Origin of the sequence: Pseudomonas sp. SWRI68, assembly GCF_014269165.1 — a bacterium.
Taxonomy (GTDB): domain Bacteria; phylum Pseudomonadota; class Gammaproteobacteria; order Pseudomonadales; family Pseudomonadaceae; genus Aquipseudomonas; species Aquipseudomonas capeferrum.
The window spans coordinates 295,237-315,037 of record NZ_JABWRU010000004.1 but is presented as its reverse complement, the minus strand read 5'-3'; the positions used below and the strand labels follow the sequence as shown (position 1 = coordinate 315,037).

At 64.5% G+C, this 19,801-nt stretch carries 20 protein-coding genes; 14 read left to right on the top strand and 6 right to left on the bottom strand.

The features are described from left to right. Nucleotides 1–22: 22 nt before the first annotated feature. From HU770_RS09525 to HU770_RS09470, 12 genes are all read left to right on the top strand, one after another. Nucleotides 23–412 (top strand): DUF2946 domain-containing protein, encoded by a 390-nt coding sequence (locus HU770_RS09525; protein ID WP_033701753.1) that lies wholly within the window; start codon nucleotides 23–25, stop codon nucleotides 410–412. A 46-nt stretch (nucleotides 413–458) separates the two neighbouring features. Next, nucleotides 459–944, top strand: a complete 486-nt coding sequence (locus tag HU770_RS09520; protein ID WP_186652713.1) for a copper chaperone PCu(A)C — start codon at nucleotides 459–461, stop codon at nucleotides 942–944. A gap of 23 nt (nucleotides 945–967) precedes the next feature. Beyond that, on the top strand, nucleotides 968–1,408 hold the full coding sequence (locus HU770_RS09515; RefSeq protein WP_186652714.1) for a DUF2946 domain-containing protein: 441 nt from the start codon (nucleotides 968–970) through the stop codon (nucleotides 1,406–1,408). Between the two features lie 66 nt (nucleotides 1,409–1,474). After that, nucleotides 1,475–3,541, top strand: coding sequence for a TonB-dependent copper receptor (locus HU770_RS09510; protein ID WP_186663531.1), 2,067 nt, complete (start codon nucleotides 1,475–1,477; stop codon nucleotides 3,539–3,541). A gap of 58 nt (nucleotides 3,542–3,599) precedes the next feature. Further along, the gene (locus HU770_RS09505; RefSeq protein ID WP_186663530.1) at nucleotides 3,600–4,964 is read left to right on the top strand and encodes a PepSY domain-containing protein; all 1,365 of its coding nucleotides are present in this window, start codon (nucleotides 3,600–3,602) and stop codon (nucleotides 4,962–4,964) included. Between the two features lie 132 nt (nucleotides 4,965–5,096). After that, complete coding sequence (cycA, locus tag HU770_RS09500) at nucleotides 5,097–6,503, top strand: D-serine/D-alanine/glycine transporter (RefSeq protein ID WP_186652717.1); 1,407 nt, start codon at nucleotides 5,097–5,099, stop codon at nucleotides 6,501–6,503. Between the two features lie 185 nt (nucleotides 6,504–6,688). Next, nucleotides 6,689–7,954 (top strand): urea ABC transporter substrate-binding protein, encoded by a 1,266-nt coding sequence (gene urtA / locus HU770_RS09495; protein ID WP_033701760.1) that lies wholly within the window; start codon nucleotides 6,689–6,691, stop codon nucleotides 7,952–7,954. Between the two features lie 129 nt (nucleotides 7,955–8,083). Next, entirely contained in the window at nucleotides 8,084–9,571 is a 1,488-nt protein-coding gene (urtB, locus tag HU770_RS09490; protein ID WP_186663529.1) for an urea ABC transporter permease subunit UrtB, read from the top strand. Beyond that, nucleotides 9,571–10,650 (top strand): urea ABC transporter permease subunit UrtC, encoded by a 1,080-nt coding sequence (gene urtC, locus HU770_RS09485; RefSeq protein WP_033701763.1) that lies wholly within the window; start codon nucleotides 9,571–9,573, stop codon nucleotides 10,648–10,650. The genes urtB and urtC overlap by 1 nt, the downstream gene beginning before the upstream one ends. Next, nucleotides 10,647–11,504, top strand: coding sequence for an urea ABC transporter ATP-binding protein UrtD (gene urtD, locus HU770_RS09480; RefSeq protein WP_047582345.1), 858 nt, complete (start codon nucleotides 10,647–10,649; stop codon nucleotides 11,502–11,504). The genes urtC and urtD overlap by 4 nt, the downstream gene beginning before the upstream one ends. Before the next feature lie 37 nt (nucleotides 11,505–11,541). Next, nucleotides 11,542–12,240: an urea ABC transporter ATP-binding subunit UrtE gene (gene urtE / locus HU770_RS09475; protein ID WP_047582342.1), complete on the top strand. Its 699-nt coding sequence runs from the start codon at nucleotides 11,542–11,544 to the stop codon at nucleotides 12,238–12,240. Between the two features lie 31 nt (nucleotides 12,241–12,271). After that, a complete protein-coding gene (locus HU770_RS09470; protein WP_186652718.1) occupies nucleotides 12,272–12,787 on the top strand; it encodes a GNAT family N-acetyltransferase in 516 nt (171 codons plus the stop codon). A 122-nt stretch (nucleotides 12,788–12,909) separates the two neighbouring features. On the opposite strand, the gene HU770_RS09465 is transcribed toward HU770_RS09470, so the two are convergent. Then, the gene (locus HU770_RS09465) at nucleotides 12,910–13,218 is read right to left on the bottom strand and encodes a chaperone modulator CbpM (RefSeq protein WP_033701768.1); all 309 of its coding nucleotides are present in this window, start codon (nucleotides 13,216–13,218) and stop codon (nucleotides 12,910–12,912) included. A gap of 2 nt (nucleotides 13,219–13,220) precedes the next feature. Next, nucleotides 13,221–14,177: a curved DNA-binding protein gene (cbpA, locus tag HU770_RS09460; protein WP_186663528.1), complete on the bottom strand. Its 957-nt coding sequence runs from the start codon at nucleotides 14,175–14,177 to the stop codon at nucleotides 13,221–13,223. A gap of 164 nt (nucleotides 14,178–14,341) precedes the next feature. Between cbpA and HU770_RS09455 the strand changes: the two genes are divergently transcribed. After that, on the top strand, nucleotides 14,342–15,613 hold the full coding sequence (locus tag HU770_RS09455) for an Hsp70 family protein (protein WP_186652719.1): 1,272 nt from the start codon (nucleotides 14,342–14,344) through the stop codon (nucleotides 15,611–15,613). A gap of 38 nt (nucleotides 15,614–15,651) precedes the next feature. On the opposite strand, the gene HU770_RS09450 is transcribed toward HU770_RS09455, so the two are convergent. The 3 genes from HU770_RS09450 to HU770_RS09440 all read right to left on the bottom strand — a co-directional run bounded on the left by HU770_RS09450 (nucleotide 15,652) and on the right by HU770_RS09440 (nucleotide 17,878). Then, nucleotides 15,652–16,659, bottom strand: a complete 1,008-nt coding sequence (locus HU770_RS09450) for a membrane protein (protein WP_033701772.1) — start codon at nucleotides 16,657–16,659, stop codon at nucleotides 15,652–15,654. A gap of 71 nt (nucleotides 16,660–16,730) precedes the next feature. After that, nucleotides 16,731–17,015 carry a PsiF family protein gene (locus HU770_RS09445; RefSeq protein ID WP_047582340.1) on the bottom strand — a complete coding sequence of 95 codons (285 nt, stop codon included), beginning with the start codon at nucleotides 17,013–17,015 and terminating at the stop codon, nucleotides 16,731–16,733. Nucleotides 17,016–17,089: 74 nt separating this feature from the next. Then, entirely contained in the window at nucleotides 17,090–17,878 is a 789-nt protein-coding gene (locus HU770_RS09440) for a helix-turn-helix transcriptional regulator (protein WP_186652720.1), read from the bottom strand. A gap of 133 nt (nucleotides 17,879–18,011) precedes the next feature. Between HU770_RS09440 and HU770_RS09435 the strand changes: the two genes are divergently transcribed. Next, nucleotides 18,012–18,905 (top strand): DMT family transporter, encoded by an 894-nt coding sequence (locus tag HU770_RS09435; RefSeq protein WP_186663527.1) that lies wholly within the window; start codon nucleotides 18,012–18,014, stop codon nucleotides 18,903–18,905. On the opposite strand, the gene HU770_RS09430 is transcribed toward HU770_RS09435, so the two are convergent. Then, entirely contained in the window at nucleotides 18,886–19,776 is an 891-nt protein-coding gene (locus HU770_RS09430) for a triacylglycerol lipase (protein WP_186663526.1), read from the bottom strand. The genes HU770_RS09435 and HU770_RS09430 overlap by 20 nt on opposite strands. Between the last annotated feature and the right edge of the window lie 25 nt (nucleotides 19,777–19,801).

The following is a 19,801-nucleotide window of genomic DNA, read 5'->3' as shown; positions in this document are numbered from 1 at the left end:
CGATTCCTGACCGGATCTCTCCATGCCCCCACGTCGGCACATTGCCTGGATAGCCTGCCTAGCAGTGCTGTTCAACCTGCTGGCCATGCCGCTGTCTTCTGCCGCGCCCAAGGGCCCGGCCGAGCAGTTGCTGTGGGGGGCTTTCTGTTCCAGCATGGCCAACAAGGCCAAGGTCGACGTCCAGGCCCTGGCCAAGATCGACCTCGGCCCGCAAAGCGACGACAGCGCCAGCATGATGAACTGCTGGTGCTGCTCGGGTGCCGCGCCGCTGCTGGCCTTGCCCGGCTACCCGCCGCAGTTGCACAACCCGCCGACACTGCACGCCGGGCACCTGCCGCTGCTTGCCGACTACCAACCCACGCCGCGCCAGCTATGGCCCGCGCTCAACCCCCGTGCCTCCCCTCTGGTCTGAGTTGCTCACGCTGTCTGCCTGAACCTGAACAGATCGGAGACTCACCATGCTCAAGCAAGCCCTCGTCGTGGCCGCCCTGCTGCTGCCCAGCGCCTTCGCCACTGCCCACGAATACACCGTGGGCAACCTGCACATCGCGCACCCCTGGTCGCTGCAACTGCCCCCCAACGCGCCCAACGTCGCCGCGTATTTCGTCGTGCACAACAATGGCCAGGCCGATGACCGCCTGCTGAGTGTCGACAGCCCCATCAGCGATGACGCCCAGTTGCACGAGCACGCCATGACGGCCGGCGGCACCATGAAGATGCAACAGGTGCCCAGCGTGGTAGTACCCGCCGGCAAGGATGTGACCTTCGCCCCCAGCGCCTACCACGTGATGCTGATGCAGCCCAAGGACCGCAGCCTGCTCAGCGACGGCAAGCGTTTCCCGTTGACCCTGCACTTCGAGAAAGCCGGTGATGTCACGGTCGAAGTCGCCGTGCAGAAAGAGGCGCCCTCGGGCCAGCCCCAGGCTCACGAACACGCGCACTGAACATTAGCTGACAGGCACTCGCCATGAGCCTGCCGCGCAACAGCATCAGCCGTACCCCCCGCCCTGAACGCAGGCGCGTCGGGGGCGGCTGGCTGAGCCTGTTCGCCATGTGGATGATCTTCATCGGCCCGCTGGTTTCCCAGTCGATGCCGATGGGCCACCACGCCGGCATGAACATGCCGACGGGCATGTCGATGGCCCCCGAGCACGCGCAGAGCGTGGACTCGCACCACGGCCATGATGGCCATGGCGGCGATGGCCAACTGCATGTGATGTGGGAAAAGTGCGGCTACTGCAGCCTGCTGTTCAACTGCCCCGCACTGCCGCAAACCCTCAGCCCGCTCAGTGCCGGCGTAGCAGTCCCCTCCACTCACCTTCTTGCAACCACGCGCCAGGGGCATGCCCGGCAGGCTGTATTCCCGGGTGCGCGCAGCCGCGCGCCGCCTTCCTCGATCAGCGTCTGAAAACACATTGTCCGCACGGAGCCAGGAGGCTTCGCGCTCACTCATGACTGATCGACTGGAATCATTATGTCTGGCTGCACCCCTGTTTTTGCCCTGTCCCTGCGCGGGGCCATCGCCGCCGTCTGCGGTTCGCTGATCGCGCCCATGGCCCTGGCCAGCGACCTCGGCCACGCCGAGCACGCGCATGCCGCCCCCGAGCTGAGCCCGACGGTGATCACCGCCGTGGCGCCCAGCTCGCCGCTGACCGTGGTCACCAACCCGAAAGACCCACGCCAGCCGGTACCGGCCAGTGACGGTGCCGATTACCTCAAGACCATCCCCGGTTTCTCGGCAATCCGCTCCGGCGGCACCAACGGTGACCCCGTGTTGCGCGGCATGTTCGGTTCACGCCTGAACATCCTCACCAATGGCGGCGTGATGCTGGGCGCCTGCCCCAACCGCATGGATGCACCGACGTCGTACATATCACCCGAAACCTACGACCGCCTGACCGTGATCAAAGGCCCGCAAAGCGTGATCTGGGGCCCTGGCGGCTCGGCCGGTACCATCCTCTTCGAACGCGAACCGGAAAAATTCGGCACCCTGGGCAGCCGCGTCAACGCCAGCCTGCTGGCCGGCTCCAATGGCCGCTTCGACAAGGTACTGGACGCCGCCGCCGGCAACAGCCAGGCCTATGCCCGCTTCGTCGGCAACCAGTCGCGCTCGGACGACTACCATGACGGCAACGATGACACCGTGCCGTCGCGCTGGGACAAATGGAACGGCGATGTCACCCTCGGCTGGACCCCCGACCAGGACACCCTGCTGGAACTCACCGCCGGCAAGGGCGACGGCGAAGCACGCTATGCCGGGCGCGGCATGGACGGCTCGCAGTTCAAGCGTGAAAGCCTGGGGCTGCGGTTCGAGAAGTCCAACCTCGGCGACGTGCTCGACAAGGTCGAGGCGCAGGTCTACTACAACTACGCCGACCACGTGATGGACAACTACAGCCTGCGTACCCCCTCCGGCAGCGGCATGATGGGCATGCCCATGGTCAGCAACGTCGACCGCCGCACCATGGGCGCCCGGGTCAAGGCGACCTGGCGCTGGGCCGATGTGCAACTGGTCAGCGGCATCGATGCGCAGACCAACGAGCATCGCCAGCGCGGCGGCATGGGCGTCGATGCGCACAAGGGCCAGGCCTGGACCAAGGACGCCGACTTCCATAACTACGGTGCCTTCAGCGAGCTGACCTGGTATGTCAGCGACGCAGACCGGCTGATCAGCGGCGCCCGCCTGGACCGTGCCTCGGCCCGTGACTTTCGCAAAGGCAGTGCCACTGAAGGCGACACCCGCGCCGATACCCTGCCCAGCGGTTTCGTGCGCTACGAGCACGACCTGGCGGCCATTTCCGCCACCACCTACATCGGCCTGGGCCATGCCCAGCGCTTCCCCGACTACTGGGAACTGTTCTCGCCCAAGCAAGCGCCGGCCGGTGCTGCCAACGCCTTCGACGGCATCAAGCCAGAGAAGACCACCCAGCTCGACTTCGGCATCCAGTACCGCGACGAACGCCTGGAGGCCTGGGCCTCGGGGTATGTCGGGCAGATCCGCGACTACATTCTGTTCGACTACCGCACCGGCATGATGGGCATGAGCACCTCACAGGCCCAGAACATCGACGCGCGCATCATGGGCGGCGAATTGGGCGCGGCCTACACGCTCAGCGAAAACTGGAAAGCCGACGCTACCCTGGCCTACGCTTGGGGCAAGAACAGCAGTGATAGCAAAGCGCTACCTCAGATGCCGCCCCTGGAGAGCCGCCTGGGCCTGACCTACAGCCGCGACGTCTGGAGTGTCGGCGCCCTGTGGCGGCTGGTGGCCGCGCAAAACCGCATCGCCGAGAACCAAGGCAATGTGGTGGGCAAGGACTACGACAAGAGCGCTGGCTTCGGCGTGTTCTCGCTCAATGGTGCCTACAAGGTGAACAACAACCTCAAGCTCAGCGCAGGGGTCGACAACCTGTTCGACAAAACCTACGCCGAGCACTTGAACCTGGCCGGGAACGCCGGGTTCGGCTACCCGGCCACAGACCCACAACCGGTGAACGAGCCAGGCAGGACCTTCTGGACCAAGGTCGACTTCAGCTTCTGACAACAACAATGGGCGCGGCTGCGGTCGCGCCCCTCACCTGGTCAAACAGGAGGTTCCCATGCGCGGAACACGCATCTCTTTCTACAACCTGGCCTGGCGTTGGCATTTTTACGCGGGGCTGTTCGTCGCCCCGTTCATGATCCTGCTGGCGATCACCGGGATCATCTACCTGTTCAAACCGCAGCTCGACCCGCTGCTGTACCGCGACCTGATGGTGGTCGAAGCCGGCCATCATCGACAGCCTGCCGACACCCTGCTGGCCGAGGTGCGCAAGGCTTATCCACAAGGCCATGTCGGCCAGTACCTGCCGCCGCTGGATGCCGAGCGCAGCGCGCAGTTCGTGGTGCATGACGGCGGGCGCGAACTGAACGTGTTCGTCGACCCCTACAGTGGCACGCTGCTCGGCGAGCAGGATGGCAAACAGAACCTGCAGGCGGTTGCCCGTGCCCTGCACGGCGAGCTGATGGTCGGCACGGTCGGTGATCGCCTGGTCGAGCTGGCGGCAGGCTGGGGCATCGTGCTGGTGGTGTCGGGCCTGTATCTGTGGTGGCCACGCGGGCGCAACAGCGCCGGCGTGCTGTGGCCGCGGTTTTCCGCACGCGGTCGGCTGTTGTGGCGTGACCTGCATGCGGTGACCGGGTTCTGGGGCTCGGCCCTGTTGCTGCTGATGTTGCTCAGTGGCATGACCTGGACGGGCATGTGGGGCAAGCAGTACGCCGACTTATGGAACCGTTTTCCCGCCGCGATGTGGAACGACGTGCCCAAGTCCGACCAGCAGGCCCGCGAGCTCAACAGCGCCCATCGCCAGACCGTGCCCTGGGCGGTGGAGAACACCCCCATGCCGCAGTCCGGCGCCCATGCCGAACATGCCGGGCACAACATGATGTCGAACGCCCCGGCAGCGCCGCAAGTGAGCTTGCAGCAGGTCGAGGACATCGCCACTTCGCGTCAGGTCGAGCCGGGCTACAGCATTACCTTGCCGACCACGGCCGACGGCGTGTTCACCGTTGCGGTGTTCGCCGACGACCCGCGCAACGACGCCACCCTGCATGTCGATCAGTACACCGGCAAGGTGCTGGCCGACGTGCGCTGGCAGGACTACAGCCCGGTCGCCCGGGCTACCGAGCTGGGCGTGATGCTGCATGAAGGCAAGATGTTCGGGGCGTTGAACCAGATCATCATCCTTGTGGTGTGCCTGATGATTCTGCTGGGGTCGGTCAGTGGCTTGGTGATGTGGTGGAAGCGCCGGCCAACGGGCGGGCTGGGTGTGCCGCCGCTGCGCCATGACCTGCCGCGCTGGAAGACGGCGGTCGGGGTGATGGTCGTGCTGGGGGTGATGTTCCCGCTGGTGGGGGTGTCGATGGTAGTGATGTGGCTGGTCGACAGCCTGGTGGTGCGCCGCCGGGTACTGGCCCAGGCTTGAGGCCTGCGGGGCCGCAAAGCGGCCCCCTGCAACCCATGAATCGTGTCGATCTGTCGCGCCCCGAATTGGGACGCCCGTGTTAGCCTACTTGGCTTTCACAAAAAAAGACTGACCCTCAATGGAATGCAGCCAATGACCCGGACCTCTTCCCCTCCCGCTGAAGAGCAGCATCTGCAGCGCAACCTGACCAACCGCCACATCCAGCTCATCGCCATCGGCGGCGCGATCGGCACTGGCCTGTTCATGGGCTCGGGCAAGACCATCAGCCTTGCCGGCCCATCGATCATCTTCGTCTACATGATCATCGGCTTCATGCTGTTCTTCGTCATGCGCGCCATGGGCGAACTGTTGCTGTCGAACCTCAACTACAAGTCGTTCATCGACTTCTCCGCCGACCTGCTGGGCCCCTGGGCCGGCTACTTCACCGGCTGGACCTACTGGTTCTGCTGGGTGGTCACCGGCATCGCCGATGTGGTGGCGATCGCCGCCTACACGCAATTCTGGTTCCCGGAACTGCCACAGTGGATACCCGCGCTGACCTGCGTGGCGGTGCTGCTGTCGTTGAACCTGGTGACCGTGAAGATGTTCGGCGAACTCGAGTTCTGGTTCGCCCTGATCAAGATCGTCGCCATCCTCGGCCTGGTTGCCACCGGCCTGTACATGGTCATCAGCGGCTTCGAGTCGCCCAGCGGGCGCACCGCGCAGCTGGCCAACCTGTGGAACGACGGCGGCATGTTCCCCAATGGCCTGATGGGCTTTTTCGCCGGCTTCCAGATCGCCGTGTTCGCCTTCGTCGGTATCGAATTGGTCGGCACCACTGCCGCCGAAGCGAAAAACCCAGAGCGCACCCTGCCCCGGGCAATCAACTCGATCCCGATCCGTATTATCGTGTTCTACGTGTTGGCACTGCTGGCGATCATGGCCGTGACCCCGTGGCGCGACGTGGTACCGGGCAAGAGCCCATTCGTCGAACTGTTCGTCCTGGCCGGCCTGCCGGCAGCGGCCAGCATCATCAATTTCGTGGTGCTGACCTCGGCGGCCTCGTCGGCCAACAGCGGCGTGTTTTCCACCAGCCGCATGCTCTACGGCCTGGCACAGGAAGGTGACGCGCCGAAGGCACTGGAAAAACTGTCGCGCCGCGCGGTACCGGCCAACGGCCTGTACTTCTCCTGTACCTGCCTGTTGCTGGGCGCGGTGCTGATCTACCTGATTCCTGACGTGGTCGAGGCGTTTACCCTGATCACTACGGTTTCGGCGGTGCTGTTCATGTTCGTCTGGACGCTGATCCTGCTGTCGTACTTGAAGTACCGCAAAACCCGCGCAGCGCTGCACCAGGCTTCGAAGTACAAGATGCCCGGCGGGCGCTTCATGTGCTACGTGTGCCTGGCCTTTTTCGCCTTCATCCTGGTGTTGCTGAGCCTGGAGGCGGATACCCGTTCGGCGCTGCTGGTAACGCCGATCTGGTTCGTGCTGCTGGCCGTCACCTACCAGGGTGTGCGCAGCAAGCGCCACCCGCGCGCGGCTGTACGCAACAACTGATGCAGCAAGGGGCTGCTTTGCAGCCCCAATGCTGTGCACGCAAATCTTTCAAGCACCAACCTGGCTCCTTCCCGCGCCCCAATACCTCGCACACCCCGTCTATTACGCGCCTCTCGCCATTCGGCACACCCCTTGCAATGCCCCTCCCGCTTGGCCAACACCAAAAAAACCAGCGGAGAGAGCACATGAAGCGTCGCAGTCTGATCAAGGCCTTTACCCTCAGCGCATCGATTGCGGCGATGGGCCTTAGCTGGAGCATCCAGGCCGCCGAGACCATCAAGGTCGGCATCCTGCATTCGCTGTCGGGGACCATGGCCATTTCCGAGACATCGCTCAAGGACATGGCGCTGATGACCATCGACGAGATCAACGCCAAGGGTGGCGTGAATGGCAAGATGCTCGAACCGGTGGTGGTCGACCCGGCATCCAACTGGCCGCTGTTCGCCGAGAAAAGCCGCCAGCTGCTGACCCAGGACAAGGTTGCCGTGGTGTTCGGTTGTTGGACATCGGTGTCGCGCAAGTCGGTGCTGCCGGTGTTCGAAGAGCTCAACGGCCTGCTGTTCTACCCCGTGCAATACGAAGGCGAAGAGATGTCGCCAAATGTCTTCTACACCGGCGCCGCGCCCAACCAGCAGGCCATCCCGGCCGTGGAATACGTGATGAGCGAAGAAGGCGGCAGCGCCAAGCGCTTCTTCCTGCTGGGCACCGACTACGTCTACCCGCGCACCACCAACAAGATCCTGCGCGCCTTCCTGCACAGCAAAGGCGTGGCCGACAAGGACATCGAAGAGGTCTACACCCCATTCGGCCATGCCGATTACCAAACCATCGTCGCCAACATCAAGAAGTTCTCCGCCGGCGGTAAAACTGCTGTCATCTCTACCGTCAACGGCGACTCCAACGTGCCGTTCTACAAAGAGCTGGCCAACCAGGGCCTGAAGGCCACCGACGTGCCAGTGGTAGCCTTCTCGGTGGGTGAAGAAGAACTGCGTGGCATCGACACCAAGCCGTTGGTGGGCCACCTGGCGGCGTGGAACTACTTCGAATCGGTGGATAACCCGGTGAACCAGAAGTTCGTCGCCGACTGGAAGGCCTACGCCAAGGCCAAGAACCTGCCCGGCGCCGACAAGGCGGTGACCAACGACCCGATGGAAGCCACCTATGTGGGCATCCACATGTGGGCGCAGGCGGCGGAAAAAGCCAAGTCCACCGAGGTCGACAAAGTGCGCGAAGCCTTGGCTGGGCAGAGCTTCAAGGCACCGTCCGGCTTCACCCTGACCATGGACAAGACCAACCACCACCTGCACAAGCCGGTGATGATCGGCGAGATCCAGGATGACGGGCAGTTCAGCGTGGTCTGGGAGACCGAGCAGCCACTGCGGGCACAGCCTTGGAGCCCGTTCATTCCGGGTAACGACAAGCGCCCTGATTACGCAGTGAAAGGTAACTGAGTGCACTGGGGCTGCTGTGCAGCCCATTCGCGGGACAAGCCCGCTCCCACAGGTCTTGAGAACAGCCTCGAGCCTGTGGGAGCGGGCTTGCCCCGCGAAGCATCCACACTGATTTCCAGGATTGCCCGCATGCTCAGACTCCTGCTCATCTTGCTCCTTATGCTGCCCCTGGCATCCCAGGCCAGCGAGGGCGAATTCTTCCTCAGCGCCAAGCCCGCCGAACAGGCTCGCCTGCTCGAAGGCTGGGCGGCGCAACCCGATGCCGCGCGCCTGGCGCTGCTGGCAAACCTGCGCCAAGGCCGCATCGCCGAAGGCGACATCCGCAAGGTGCGCCTGAACAACCGCCTGCGTGGCCTGATCGACAACGCCCTGGCCAGCCACCAGTTGCTCAGCGACAACAGCGACGCGCGCCTGGCCGCCGCCCAGCAACTGCAGAAGAGCGCGCAACCGGCGCAGATGGCCTTCCTCGACCGGCGCTTCGCCAACGAAGCGGACCCTGCCGTACACGCCGCCCTCGGCCTTGCCCTGGCCAACCTGCAGTTGGGCGCCAGCGAGCCTGCGGTACGCCTGGCCGCCGTGCGCCTGCTCGGCGAGACCGGCGACCCGGTCGCCCGCACCCGCCTGGAGGCGCTGCTGCAGCCCGGCGTCGAAAGCGATGCCGGCGTGCGTACCGCTGCCGAAACCAGCCTGGCCCAGGTCAAACGCAAGCTGCTGGTTGGCGAGCTGCTGGGCCAGGCGTTCAGCGGCCTGTCGCTGGGGTCGATCCTGCTGCTGGCGGCGCTGGGCCTGGCGATCACCTTCGGCCTGCTCGGGGTGATCAACATGGCCCACGGTGAAATGCTGATGCTCGGTGCCTACAGCACCTACATGGTCCAGGTGCTGCTGCAGCGCTACGCCCCGGGCGCCATCGAGTTCTACCCGCTGATCGCCCTGCCGGTGGCGTTCGCCGTCAGCGCCGGGGTCGGCATGGCGCTGGAGCGCACGGTGATCCGCCACCTGTACGGCCGCCCGCTGGAAACCCTGCTGGCGACCTGGGGTATCAGCCTGATCCTGATCCAGGCCATCCGCCTGATCTTCGGCGCGCAGAACGTCGAAGTGAGCAACCCGGCGTGGCTGTCCGGTGGTGTCCAACTGCTGCCGAACCTGGTGCTGCCGTACAACCGCCTGGTGATCATCGGTTTCGCCCTCGCCGTGGTGCTGCTGACCTGGCTGCTGCTCAACCGCACGCGGCTCGGCCTGAACGTTCGCGCGGTGACGCAGAACCGCAACATGGCCGCCTGCTGTGGCGTGTCCACCGGGCGCGTCGACATGCTCGCCTTCGGCCTCGGCTCCGGTATCGCCGGGCTCGGTGGCGTGGCCCTGAGCCAGGTCGGCAACGTCGGCCCGGACCTGGGCCAAAGCTACATCATCGACTCGTTCCTGGTGGTGGTACTCGGCGGTGTCGGGCAACTGGCCGGCAGCCTCTGGGCCGCCTTCGGCCTAGGCATCGCCAACAAGCTGCTGGAGCCGCAGATCGGCGCGGTGCTTGGCAAGATCCTCATCCTTGCGTTGATCATTCTGTTCATCCAGAAGCGCCCGCAAGGCCTGTTCGCCCTCAAGGGACGGGTAATCGACTGATGAACCAGCCACTGCTTGTCACCGCTTCGCAAAAAGCCGGGCCGCGCCTGTCGCTGGCCATCGGCACTGTCGTCGTGCTGTTGCTGCTGGCACTACCACTGCTGTCGTTGCTACCGGCCGACCATGCCCTGCAGGTCTCGGCCTACACGCTGACACTGGTCGGCAAAATACTCTGCTACGCCATCGTCGCCCTGGCCCTGGACCTGGTCTGGGGCTATGCCGGGCTGCTGTCGCTCGGCCACGGGCTGTTCTTCGCCCTCGGCGGCTACGCCATGGGCATGTACCTGATGCGCCAGGCCGCCGGCGATGGCCTACCGGGCTTCATGACCTTCCTGTCGTGGACCGAGCTGCCCTGGTACTGGGCCGGCACCCAGCATTTTGCCTGGGCCCTGTGCCTGGTGGTGCTGGCGCCTGGGCTGTTGGCGCTGGTGTTCGGCTTCTTCGCCTTCCGCTCGCGGATCAAGGGCGTTTACTTCTCGATCATGACCCAGGCCCTGACCTTTGCCGGCATGCTGCTGTTCTTTCGCAACGAGACCGGGTTTGGCGGCAACAACGGCTTTACCAGCTTCCGCACCATTCTGGGCTTTGACATTGCCGCGCAGGGCACACGGGCCGTGCTGTTTCTGCTGACTGTCGGCCTGTTGCTGGCCAGCCTGTACCTGTGCTGGCGCCTGACCACCAGCAAGTTCGGCCGGCTGCTCACTGCCGTGCGCGACGCCGAAAACCGCCTGATGTTCTGCGGTTACGACCCGCGCGGCTTCAAATTGCTGGTGTGGGTGCTGAGCGCCGTGCTGTGCGGCCTGGCTGGCGCGCTGTATGTGCCCCAGGTGGGCATCATCAACCCCAGCGAAATGTCGCCGACCAACTCCATCGAAGCTGCTGTCTGGGTCGCCCTGGGCGGGCGTGGCACGTTGATTGGCCCGCTGCTGGGCGCAGGCCTGGTCAATGGCATGAAGAGCTGGTTCACCGTGGCGTTCCCCGAGTACTGGCTGTTCTTCCTCGGTGCGCTGTTCATTCTGGTCACCCTGTACCTGCCCAAGGGCGTGGTGGGCCTGCTGAAGAAAAGGAGCCAGCCATGAGAGGCGTGCCCCCGGTTCATCCCGAGTTCATGCTGGAGCCGGTGTTCGACACCCTTGGCGCCAGCCGCGACGCCATCGGCCTCGGCCAGAGCCGCAAGGCCGGCCTCGACACCCGCCACGGCACGGTGCTGAGCCTGGAAGACATCAGCGTCAGCTTCGATGGGTTCAAGGCGCTGAATGGTTTGAACCTGTACATCGGCGTCGGCGAACTGCGCTGCATCATCGGCCCCAACGGCGCCGGCAAGACCACGATGATGGACGTGATCACCGGCAAGACCCGCCCCGACAGCGGCAGCGCCTTTTTCGGCGACACTCTCGACCTGACCCGCATGAGCGAATACCAGATCGCCCAGGCCGGGGTCGGCCGCAAGTTCCAGAAGCCCACGGTGTTCGAGGCGCTGACGGTGTTCGAGAACCTGGAGCTGGCGCTGAAGGCCGACAAGTCGGTGTGGGCCAGCCTGGCCGCGCGCTTGAGCGGCGAGCAACGACAGCGCATCGAACACGTGCTGGCCACCCTGCGCCTGCTACCGCTGGCGCAGCGCCAGGCAGGGTTGCTGTCCCACGGCCAGAAGCAGTTTCTGGAGATCGGCATGCTGCTGGTACAGGAGCCGCAACTGCTGTTGCTCGACGAGCCGGTGGCGGGCATGACCGATGCCGAAACCGAGTTCACCGCAGAGCTGTTCAAGGGGCTGGCCGGCACGCATTCGCTGATGGTGGTGGAGCACGACATGGGGTTTGTCGGCAGCATTGCCGACCATGTGACGGTGCTGCACCAAGGCAGCGTGCTGGCGGAGGGCTCGCTGGCGCAGGTGCAGGCGGATGAGCGGGTGGTCGAAGTTTATCTGGGCCGATGAACCTCACAGCCAGCGCACAAACTTCCAGGGACATGACATGCTGAAAATCGACACACTGCACCAATACTACGGCGGCAGCCACATCCTGCGCGGCCTGTCCTTCGAGGCCAAGGTCGGCGAGGTCACGTGCCTGCTGGGCCGCAACGGCGTGGGCAAGACCACCCTGCTGCGCTGCCTGATGGGCCTGGTCGCAGCCCGCGAAGGCAGCGTCGAATGGGAAGGCAAGCCGATCACCACGCTCAAGCCCCAGCAACGGGTGCAGGCCGGTATCGCCTACGTGCCCCAGGGCCGCGAAATCTTCGCGCGGCTGACCGTGGAGGAGAACCTGTTGATGGGCCTGTCGCGCTTCCCCGCCCGAGAGGCCCGTGAAGTGCCCGCCTTCATCTACGAACTGTTCCCGGTACTGGAACAGATGAAACAGCGCCGCGGCGGCGACTTGTCCGGCGGCCAGCAACAGCAGTTGGCTATTGGCCGTGCCCTGGCCAGCCGCCCGCGCCTGCTGATACTCGACGAGCCCACCGAAGGTATCCAGCCTTCGGTGATCAAGGAAATCGGCGCGGTCATCCGGCGCCTGGCCCAACGTGGCGACATGGCCATCCTGCTGGTGGAGCAGTTCTACGACTTCGCCGAAGAACTGGCCGACCAGTACCTGGTGATGGCCCGCGGCGAGATCATTCAGCGTGGGCGCGGGGATAACATGCAGGCAGAAGGTGTACGCGGGCTGGTAACCATTTAATCTGCGCCCATCGACCTTGTGAGACGCTGCAATGAGCCACGAAATCCGCGACGCCTTGCCCGCCGATGTACCGGGCATCCTCGACATCTACAATGACGCGGTGCGCAACACCACGGCGATCTGGAACGAAACACCCGTCGACCTGGGCAACCGCCAGGCCTGGTTCGAGGCCCGTGCGCAGCAGGGCTACCCGATTCTGGTGGCGGTGGATGAGAGCGGCGTGCTGGGGTATGCGTCGTTTGGCGACTGGCGGCCGTTCGAGGGCTTTCGCAATACCGTGGAGCATTCGGTGTACATCCGCGGCGACCAGCGCGGCAAGGGCCTGGGGCCGCTGTTGATGGGCGCATTGGTGGAACGCGCGCGGGGTTGCGGCAAGCACGTGATGGTGGCGGCCATCGAGAGCGGCAACGCGGCCTCGGTACGCCTGCATGAGCGGCTGGGGTTCGTGGTGACCGGGCAGATGCCGCAGGTGGGGGTGAAGTTCGGCCGCTGGCTGGACCTGACGTTCATGCAGTTGATGCTGAGCCCGGGGGCCGAGCCGGCCTGAACGTGAGGGTGCCGGTGCAGGCCCCTTCGCGGGGCAAGCCCGCTCCCACAGGGACCTCACAGTCCTTGATTGTGCTGTAACTGTGGGAGCGGGCTTGCCCCGCGAAGGGGCCCGCACTGGCCTCATCCCAGTTGGGTGAACCTGCCCAAGCGCTGTTTCAGCATGTTGTTCTCACTGCGCAGCTGCTGCACTTCCTGCAACAGCTCCAGCGCCAGCGCCACGCCTTCCCACTCCAGTTCCAACTCCTGGTGCAGCTTCGCCGCGCGCTTGGCCAAAAGCGGCGCCTGATCGTCGAACAACCAGTCCTCAGGCGTTCGCCCAGAGGGTTCGACGATGCCGTGCTCGACTATTTCGATCACGTAGTCCGCCGTAATGTCAGCTTCCTGGCAGAGGGTGCGCATGTCCAGTTGAACGATCAGGGTGCTGCTCATGATCACTTACTCCATTGTGCCCTCGGGTTGAACGCGGCCTTCTCGGAAAGCTTGGCCCACAGTTCACGGGTCGACTCGTCGGATGCAGTCGGCATGACCACCTTGAGCTGCGCATAGAGGTTGCCGCGCTCGCCCTGCTTGTTGGCCAGGCCCTTGCCCGGTACGCGCAGGCGCTGGCCGCTCTGGCTGTCGGGACGGATGGTCAGGTTGATCTTGCCGTCCAGGGTCGGCACCGCCACCTTGGCGCCCAGTGCCGCCTCCCACGGTGCCAGTGGCACGGTGATGATCAGGTCATGGCCTTCGACATCGAACAGCGGGTGCGGTGCCATGCGGATGGTCAGGAACAGGTCGCCGTTGGGCCCGCCGCTACTGCCCGGCGCACCCTGGCCCTTGAGGCGAATGCGCTCGCCGTCGGTCACCCCGGCGGGGATCTTGACGTTCAGGGTCTTGGTGGTGAACCCGGTGCGCTGCCCGGCGGCATTGGTCTGCGGCACCTGGAAGCTGATCTGCTTGGACTCCTTGCTCAGGGTCTCCTCAAGGAATACCGCCAGTTCCAACTCCACGTCCTGCCCTCGCCTGCCTGCGCTGCGCTGTTGCCGGGCGCCGCCAAAGGGGTTGCCCCCACGCGCGCCAAAAATCGAGCTGAAGAAGTCGGAGAAGTCACCGCCTTCGAAACCACCGCCCGCACCCCCGCCGCGGTTTTCCCAGCCCGGCGGCGCCTGGAACGGCCGGCCATGTTGGCCACCGTACTTGCGGATCTCGTCGAATTCGGCACGTTTCTGCGCGTCACCGAGCACTTCATAGGCCTCGTTGGCCTCTTTGAACTTGTCCTCGGCGTCGCGCTCCTTGCTGACATCGGGGTGATACTTGCGTGCCAGCTTGCGGTAGGCGGCCTTGATCGCCTTTTCGTCCGCCGTGGGCTCTACGCCAAGTATCTTGTAATAGTCTTTGAAGTCCATTTATGGATCACCAATGTGAATTTGCGTGTTGCAACTGAAGATAGGGGTCAAGCATAGCCTTTCAAGGGCCGCTTGGGATTGCTGTATGGCAGACGACTGGTCTTGATTCTGTTGCCAACTGGCATAAACTGCGCGGCCGTTTTGCCTCCGGAAACCTTTTTCCCATGTCTGACGTATCCCCGGCCCGTGCCCTTGGCATCGACTTTGGCACCTCCAACTCCACGGTCGGCTGGCACCGCCCTGGCCTCGAGTCGCTGATTGCCCTGGAAGACGGCAAGATCACCTTGCCTTCGGTGGTCTTCTTCAACATCGAGGAGCGTCGCCCGGTGTATGGCCGCCTGGCGCTGCACGAGTACCTGGAAGGCTACGAAGGCCGCCTGATGCGCTCGCTCAAGAGCCTGCTCGGCTCCAAGCTGATCAAGCACGACACCAGCGTGCTGGGCAGCGCCTTGCCGTTCAAGGACTTGCTGGGCATGTTCATCGGCGAACTGAAAAAGCGCGCCGAAACCGCCGCGGAGCGCAGCTTCGACCAGGTCGTGCTGGGCCGCCCGGTGTTCTTCGTCGATGAAGACCCGGCCGCCGACCAGGAAGCCGAAGACACCCTGGCCGACGTGGCGCGCAAAATCGGCTTCAAGGACGTGTCGTTCCAGTACGAACCGATTGCCGCAGCCTTCGACTACGAGTCGAGCATCAGCCGTGAAGAGCTGGTACTGATCGTCGATATCGGCGGGGGTACCTCCGACTTTACCCTGATCCGCCTGTCGCCCGAGCGCCACCTGGTGGCCGAACGCCAAAGCGATATCCTCGCCACCGGTGGCGTGCACATCGGCGGTACCGATTTCGACAAGCAGCTGAGCCTGCAGGGCGTGATGCCGTTGTTCGGCTATGGCAGCCGGATGAAGAGCGGTGCGTTGATGCCGACCAGCTACCACCTCAACCTGGCCACCTGGCACACCATCAACGCCTTGTACTCGCAGAAGTCGCAGCTAGCCCTGGGCAACATGCGTTACGACATCGAGGACACCCTCGGTATCGACCGCCTGTTCCAGCTGATCGAACAGCGCGCCGGCCACTGGCTGGCGATGGAAGTGGAAGCCAGCAAGATCGAGCTGACCGAACAGGACAGCCGCCGCATCGACCTGCGCCGTGTCGAGCCTGAGCTGACCGCCGAGCTGACCCGTGCGGTGTTCGAAGAAGCGATCGATAGCCTGCTGGAGCGCGTGCGCGGCAGTGTCAGCGAGCTGCTGAACAAGGCCGGTGTGGGCGAAGGGCAAGTGGATACGGTGTTCTTTACCGGGGGGTCCAGCGGGATTCCGGCGCTGCGTAACAGCGTGGCGGCGATGTTGCCCAATGCACGGCATGTGGAAGGCAACATCTTTGGCAGCATTGGCAGCGGGTTGGCGATCGAGGCACGCAAACGCTACGGCGTTATCTGAACGATCTTGGGGCCGCAAAGCGGCCCCAAGATCTCAGCTCAAACCAATTCCACTCGTTTCAGCTCGCTCTTCAGATACGCATAGTAGATCGGCCCCGCCACCACCCCCGGCAAGCCGAATGCCGCCTCGAACACCAGCATCGCCAGCAGCAGTTCCCACGACTTGGCACTGATCTGCCCCCCCACGATCCGCGCGTTGAGGAAGTACTCGACCTTGTGGATGACGATCAGATACCCCAACGCCGCCATCGCCACCCAGATCGACAATGACAACCCGACGATGGTGATCAGGGTGTTGGACATCAGGTTGCCGATCACCGGCAGCAGCCCAAGCAGGAAGGTCAGCACGATCAGCGTCTTGGTCAGCGGCAGATGCACTCCGAACATCGGCAGCACCACGGCCAGGAAGATGCCGGTGAAGGTGGTGTTGAGCAGCGAAATCTTGATCTGCGCGAAGACAATGTTGCGAAACGCCTGCACCAGCAGGCTCAAGCGTTCGAACAAGGCTGCGGCCAACGGTTTGCGCCGAGAAATGTCGGGGATACGCTGCAAGGCCACGATGGCGCCGAGGATCATGCCGATCAGCAAGGTGACGAACATGTGCGCCATGCCCTTGCCTACCAGTTGCAGCTCGCCCAGGTGGCTTTTGAGCCAGTCGCCGATGGCCACCTTGAACTCGGCGGCACTGGCCGGCAGGTAGCCTTCGATGAACGGCGGCAGTTGCCCACGGGCCCGCTCGACCAAGGCCATGAACTTGTCCAGCGAAGCCCCGGGGTTCTCCGCCTCGTGCAGCAGGAAGCTGAATGCGCCAGCAATCAGCAGGGTCAGAGTAATGACCACCAACGTGCCGAGCAGGGCCACGGCCAGCCAGCGGGCGCGCTGCCCGGCGATCAGTGGCTGTAACCGCGGCGTCAGCATGTTGACCAGTTCGAACACCAGCAAACCGGCAAGCAGGCTCGGCAGCAACTTCAGGGGCAGCGCCAGCAACAGGCCGGCAAACACGATGATCCAACTGGCCAGGGTGATCTGGCGGGGGGTGAAGGTCATACAGCCTCAGGGGCAGACAACAAAAAAGACCCGCAGTCTGCCAGCCTTCGCCCTACAGGCATAGGCGCAGGTCATTTCTTCTTCAGGCAGTCGCTCATGTACGCCTTGCGCTCGTCACCCTTGAGTGCCTTGGTGCTGGCGTCGGCGTTGCAGGTCTTCATCTTTTCCTGCTGGGTTGCAGGTACGCTCTTCTTCAGGCAGTTGCTCATGAACGCCTTGCGTTCATCGCCCTTGAGCGCCTTGGCGCTGGCGTCGGCGTTGCACGAGGTCATCTTTTCCTGTTGCGCAGTGGCGGCGAACCCCTGTGCGCTGAACAATACAGCCAGCACCAGCAATGGCATTTGCAGCAGCTTCATGGAGTGGTCTCCTTGTCTCCGCGCCCGATGCACGGTGGTGCCACTGAGTGTAGACAAGATTTTTTACACTCATTTCAGCCGCCAGACCGCGCCTGACGCCGGTACTGCTCCGGTGTGCAATTGGCCTGGCGCTGGAACATGGCGATGAAGGCCGAGGCGCTGCTGTAGCCGAGGTCGAAGGCAATGGCCTGAATCGGCAAGCCTGCCTCCAGCATCTCGATGGCACGCAGAAAGCGCAGGCGCAGGCGCCACTCGCCAAAACCGATGCCCAGTTCGCGGATGAACTGGCGGGCCAAGGTACGTTCGCTGACATGCACCTGCCGCGCCCAATCGGCCAGCGGGCGATTGTCGCCCGGGGCACGGCTCAAGCCATCGAGCACCTGGCCCAGGCCCTCGCTGCGGGCGAAGGGCAAATAGCAGGTCTGGGTCGGCGCCAGCAGCAACTGGTCGAGCAGCACCTGCACCAGGCGCTGGTCGCGTTCGTCCTGCGCCACGTTCAGGTCACGCCGGGCGAAGTCGCCGAGGATGGCCTTGAGGATGTCGCTGATGACCAGGCTGCACGGCTGTTGCGGCAACCCGGCGCACAAGCTGCGGTCCAGGTAGAGCGAGCGGTAGACGATGGCCTGGGGGTTGTAACAGCCGTGTTCGATACCCGGTGGCACCCACACGGCGTAGTGCGGCGGCGAGAGGAAGCGCTGGCCTTCGACATCCAGGTGCATGACACCGTGGGCCGCGTAGTTCAGCTGGCCCCAGGCGTGGCGGTGGGGGGCGCTGTGGGTATCGGCACCGAACTCGTCGTGGCGCAAGTACACCGGCGCCGGGAGCCGGTCGAAACCGGGGATGTCGAGGTATTTGCGCGGCATGCTGTCTGCTTCGAAGGGCGGATTGTCTGGATACAAGTATAGGCTTGCGGACAGACAACTCATAATACCGGGCAACCTGGGCCTGCTGAGCGGCAGCCCCAAAATTCCTGGTCTCACCCAGAGTTGCACCTTTATGAATTACCTGTTCCCCCTCACCGCCATCCTTATCTGGGCCGGCAACACCGTGGTCACCAAGCTGTCGGCCGGTGCCATCCACCCCGCCGAGATCGGCTTCTACCGCTGGCTGCTGGCCGGCCTGCTGTTCACCCCCTTCCTGCTGCCCGCCGTGTGGCGCAACCGTGCAGCCATCCGCCCGCACCTGGGCAAGGTGTTCGTGCTCGGCGTGCTGGGCATGGCCTTGTACCAGAGCCTGGCGTACTTCGCCGCCAGCATCACCAGCGCCACCAACATGGGCATCATCCTCTCGCTGATGCCGTTGATGTCGCTGGCGCTGTCGATTGCCTGGCTCGGCCAGCGCCTGACCTTCGGCGCCCTGGTCGGCGCCGTGGTGTCGTTTTTCGGCGTGCTTGAAGTGGTCAGCGCAGGCCAACCCGGGGCCTTGCTGGAACAGGGCCTGAACAGCGGCGACCTGCTGATGCTGGTGGCCACCCTGGCCTATGCGCTGTACAGCTTCCTGCTGAAAAAATGGCAGTTGCGCCTGCCGCCCTTGCAGTTGCTGTACCTGCAGGTGCAGGTGGCCATCGTTGTGTTGCTGCCGCTGTTCCTGCTGTCGAACAAGACCGGCCTGAATGCCCACAACGTCGGCCTGGTGCTGTACGCCTGCGTGCTGGCCTCGATGATCGCCCCGCTGGTGTGGATGCAGGCCGTGCACCGCCTGGGGCCAAGCCGCACCACGCTGTTCTTCAACCTGCTGCCCTTGGTCACCGCGCTGATCGCCGCTGGGGTGCTCGATGAACAGCTGGCCAGCTACCACCTGGTCGGCGGCCTGTTGACCCTGCTGGGGGTGATCCTGGCCGAGCGTTGGACCACCCCCGTACGCCGCAGCGTTACAGCCCCGCAGCCTTGAGCCGGGCGGCGTGCTCGGTGAACAGGCGCACCGGCTCGGCGCCCTTGCCCACGGCGCCGAGCGACTGGTTGACGATGTCCAGGTGGTCGAGCGGGTAGTCGTCGCCGATCACCTGCCCCAGGTGCGAGCTGAAGCGCCCGACCATGCCATCGCAATGGCCGTTTTCCTTGACGAAACTGCGGGCGAACAGGCGGCAGAAGCGGTTGCTGCCGTCAAAGCGGTTGCGCCCCTGGTCGGTCAGGCCGGGCTGCAAGGTGCCTGACCAGGAGTAGTAGCGTACGCCGTTGACCTCTGCCGGCCCTTCGCCGCCCCAGGTGTCGGGCAGGCCCTGTGGATAAGCCTGGTTGAACAGCGCCACCCCGGCACTGGTCAGCGCCTGGTGCGAGGCGTGCACGTCGATGGGCAATGGCTCGCGGCGCCAGCCGGTTTCCAGCCACACCAGCAGCACCGCCAAGCCGTGCAGCGCGCCCTTGAGGATACGCCCCTGGGGCGAGTCGCCCGGCGCCGTACGGTGCAGGTGGTCGGCCAGTTCCGAGCCATGGTTGGGCCCCGCCACGGACGTCACCGAGGCCACCCGCTCAGGCCGTTTGGCCGCGGCATAGCGCGCGTCCAAGGCGCCCTGGCTATGGCCGATCAGGTTGACCTTGTCGGCACCGGTGCGCTGGCAGATGGCTTCGATGATCGCCAGCAACTGTTCACCCCGCACCTCACTGGCGTGCAGCGGCGAGACTTGCACGGGGAACACCTGCGCCCCGCCCTTGCGCAGGGCCGGCACGATGCCGAACCAGTAGGGGTAGAGCAGCACCCGGACGAAACCGAGCATGCCCGGCACCAGCACCAGTGGGTATCGCGTGGCCAATTCCTGCGGCATAGCCCCTGCCCCTTTGCGTGGTCGA

Excerpts from the sequence above, each read along its gene's own strand:
- HU770_RS09430 (WP_186663526.1), bottom strand. The coding sequence starts at position 19,776 with ATGCCGCAGGAATTGGCCACGCGATACCCACTGGTGCTGGTGCCGGGC.
- urtD (WP_047582345.1), top strand. The coding sequence starts at position 10,647 with ATGAGAGGCGTGCCCCCGGTTCATCCCGAGTTCATGCTGGAGCCGGTG.
- HU770_RS09455 (WP_186652719.1), top strand. The coding sequence starts at position 14,342 with ATGTCTGACGTATCCCCGGCCCGTGCCCTTGGCATCGACTTTGGCACC.
- urtE (WP_047582342.1), top strand. The coding sequence starts at position 11,542 with ATGCTGAAAATCGACACACTGCACCAATACTACGGCGGCAGCCACATC.
- HU770_RS09470 (WP_186652718.1), top strand. The coding sequence starts at position 12,272 with ATGAGCCACGAAATCCGCGACGCCTTGCCCGCCGATGTACCGGGCATC.
- cycA (WP_186652717.1), top strand. The coding sequence starts at position 5,097 with ATGACCCGGACCTCTTCCCCTCCCGCTGAAGAGCAGCATCTGCAGCGC.
- urtB (WP_186663529.1), top strand. The coding sequence starts at position 8,084 with ATGCTCAGACTCCTGCTCATCTTGCTCCTTATGCTGCCCCTGGCATCC.
- HU770_RS09515 (WP_186652714.1), top strand. The coding sequence starts at position 968 with ATGAGCCTGCCGCGCAACAGCATCAGCCGTACCCCCCGCCCTGAACGC.
- HU770_RS09465 (WP_033701768.1), bottom strand. The coding sequence starts at position 13,218 with ATGAGCAGCACCCTGATCGTTCAACTGGACATGCGCACCCTCTGCCAG.
- HU770_RS09435 (WP_186663527.1), top strand. The coding sequence starts at position 18,012 with ATGAATTACCTGTTCCCCCTCACCGCCATCCTTATCTGGGCCGGCAAC.
- cbpA (WP_186663528.1), bottom strand. The coding sequence starts at position 14,177 with ATGGACTTCAAAGACTATTACAAGATACTTGGCGTAGAGCCCACGGCG.
- HU770_RS09440 (WP_186652720.1), bottom strand. The coding sequence starts at position 17,878 with ATGCCGCGCAAATACCTCGACATCCCCGGTTTCGACCGGCTCCCGGCG.
- HU770_RS09520 (WP_186652713.1), top strand. The coding sequence starts at position 459 with ATGCTCAAGCAAGCCCTCGTCGTGGCCGCCCTGCTGCTGCCCAGCGCC.
- HU770_RS09445 (WP_047582340.1), bottom strand. The coding sequence starts at position 17,015 with ATGAAGCTGCTGCAAATGCCATTGCTGGTGCTGGCTGTATTGTTCAGC.
- HU770_RS09505 (WP_186663530.1), top strand. The coding sequence starts at position 3,600 with ATGCGCGGAACACGCATCTCTTTCTACAACCTGGCCTGGCGTTGGCAT.
- urtC (WP_033701763.1), top strand. The coding sequence starts at position 9,571 with ATGAACCAGCCACTGCTTGTCACCGCTTCGCAAAAAGCCGGGCCGCGC.
- HU770_RS09450 (WP_033701772.1), bottom strand. The coding sequence starts at position 16,659 with ATGACCTTCACCCCCCGCCAGATCACCCTGGCCAGTTGGATCATCGTG.
- urtA (WP_033701760.1), top strand. The coding sequence starts at position 6,689 with ATGAAGCGTCGCAGTCTGATCAAGGCCTTTACCCTCAGCGCATCGATT.
- HU770_RS09525 (WP_033701753.1), top strand. The coding sequence starts at position 23 with ATGCCCCCACGTCGGCACATTGCCTGGATAGCCTGCCTAGCAGTGCTG.
- HU770_RS09510 (WP_186663531.1), top strand. The coding sequence starts at position 1,475 with ATGTCTGGCTGCACCCCTGTTTTTGCCCTGTCCCTGCGCGGGGCCATC.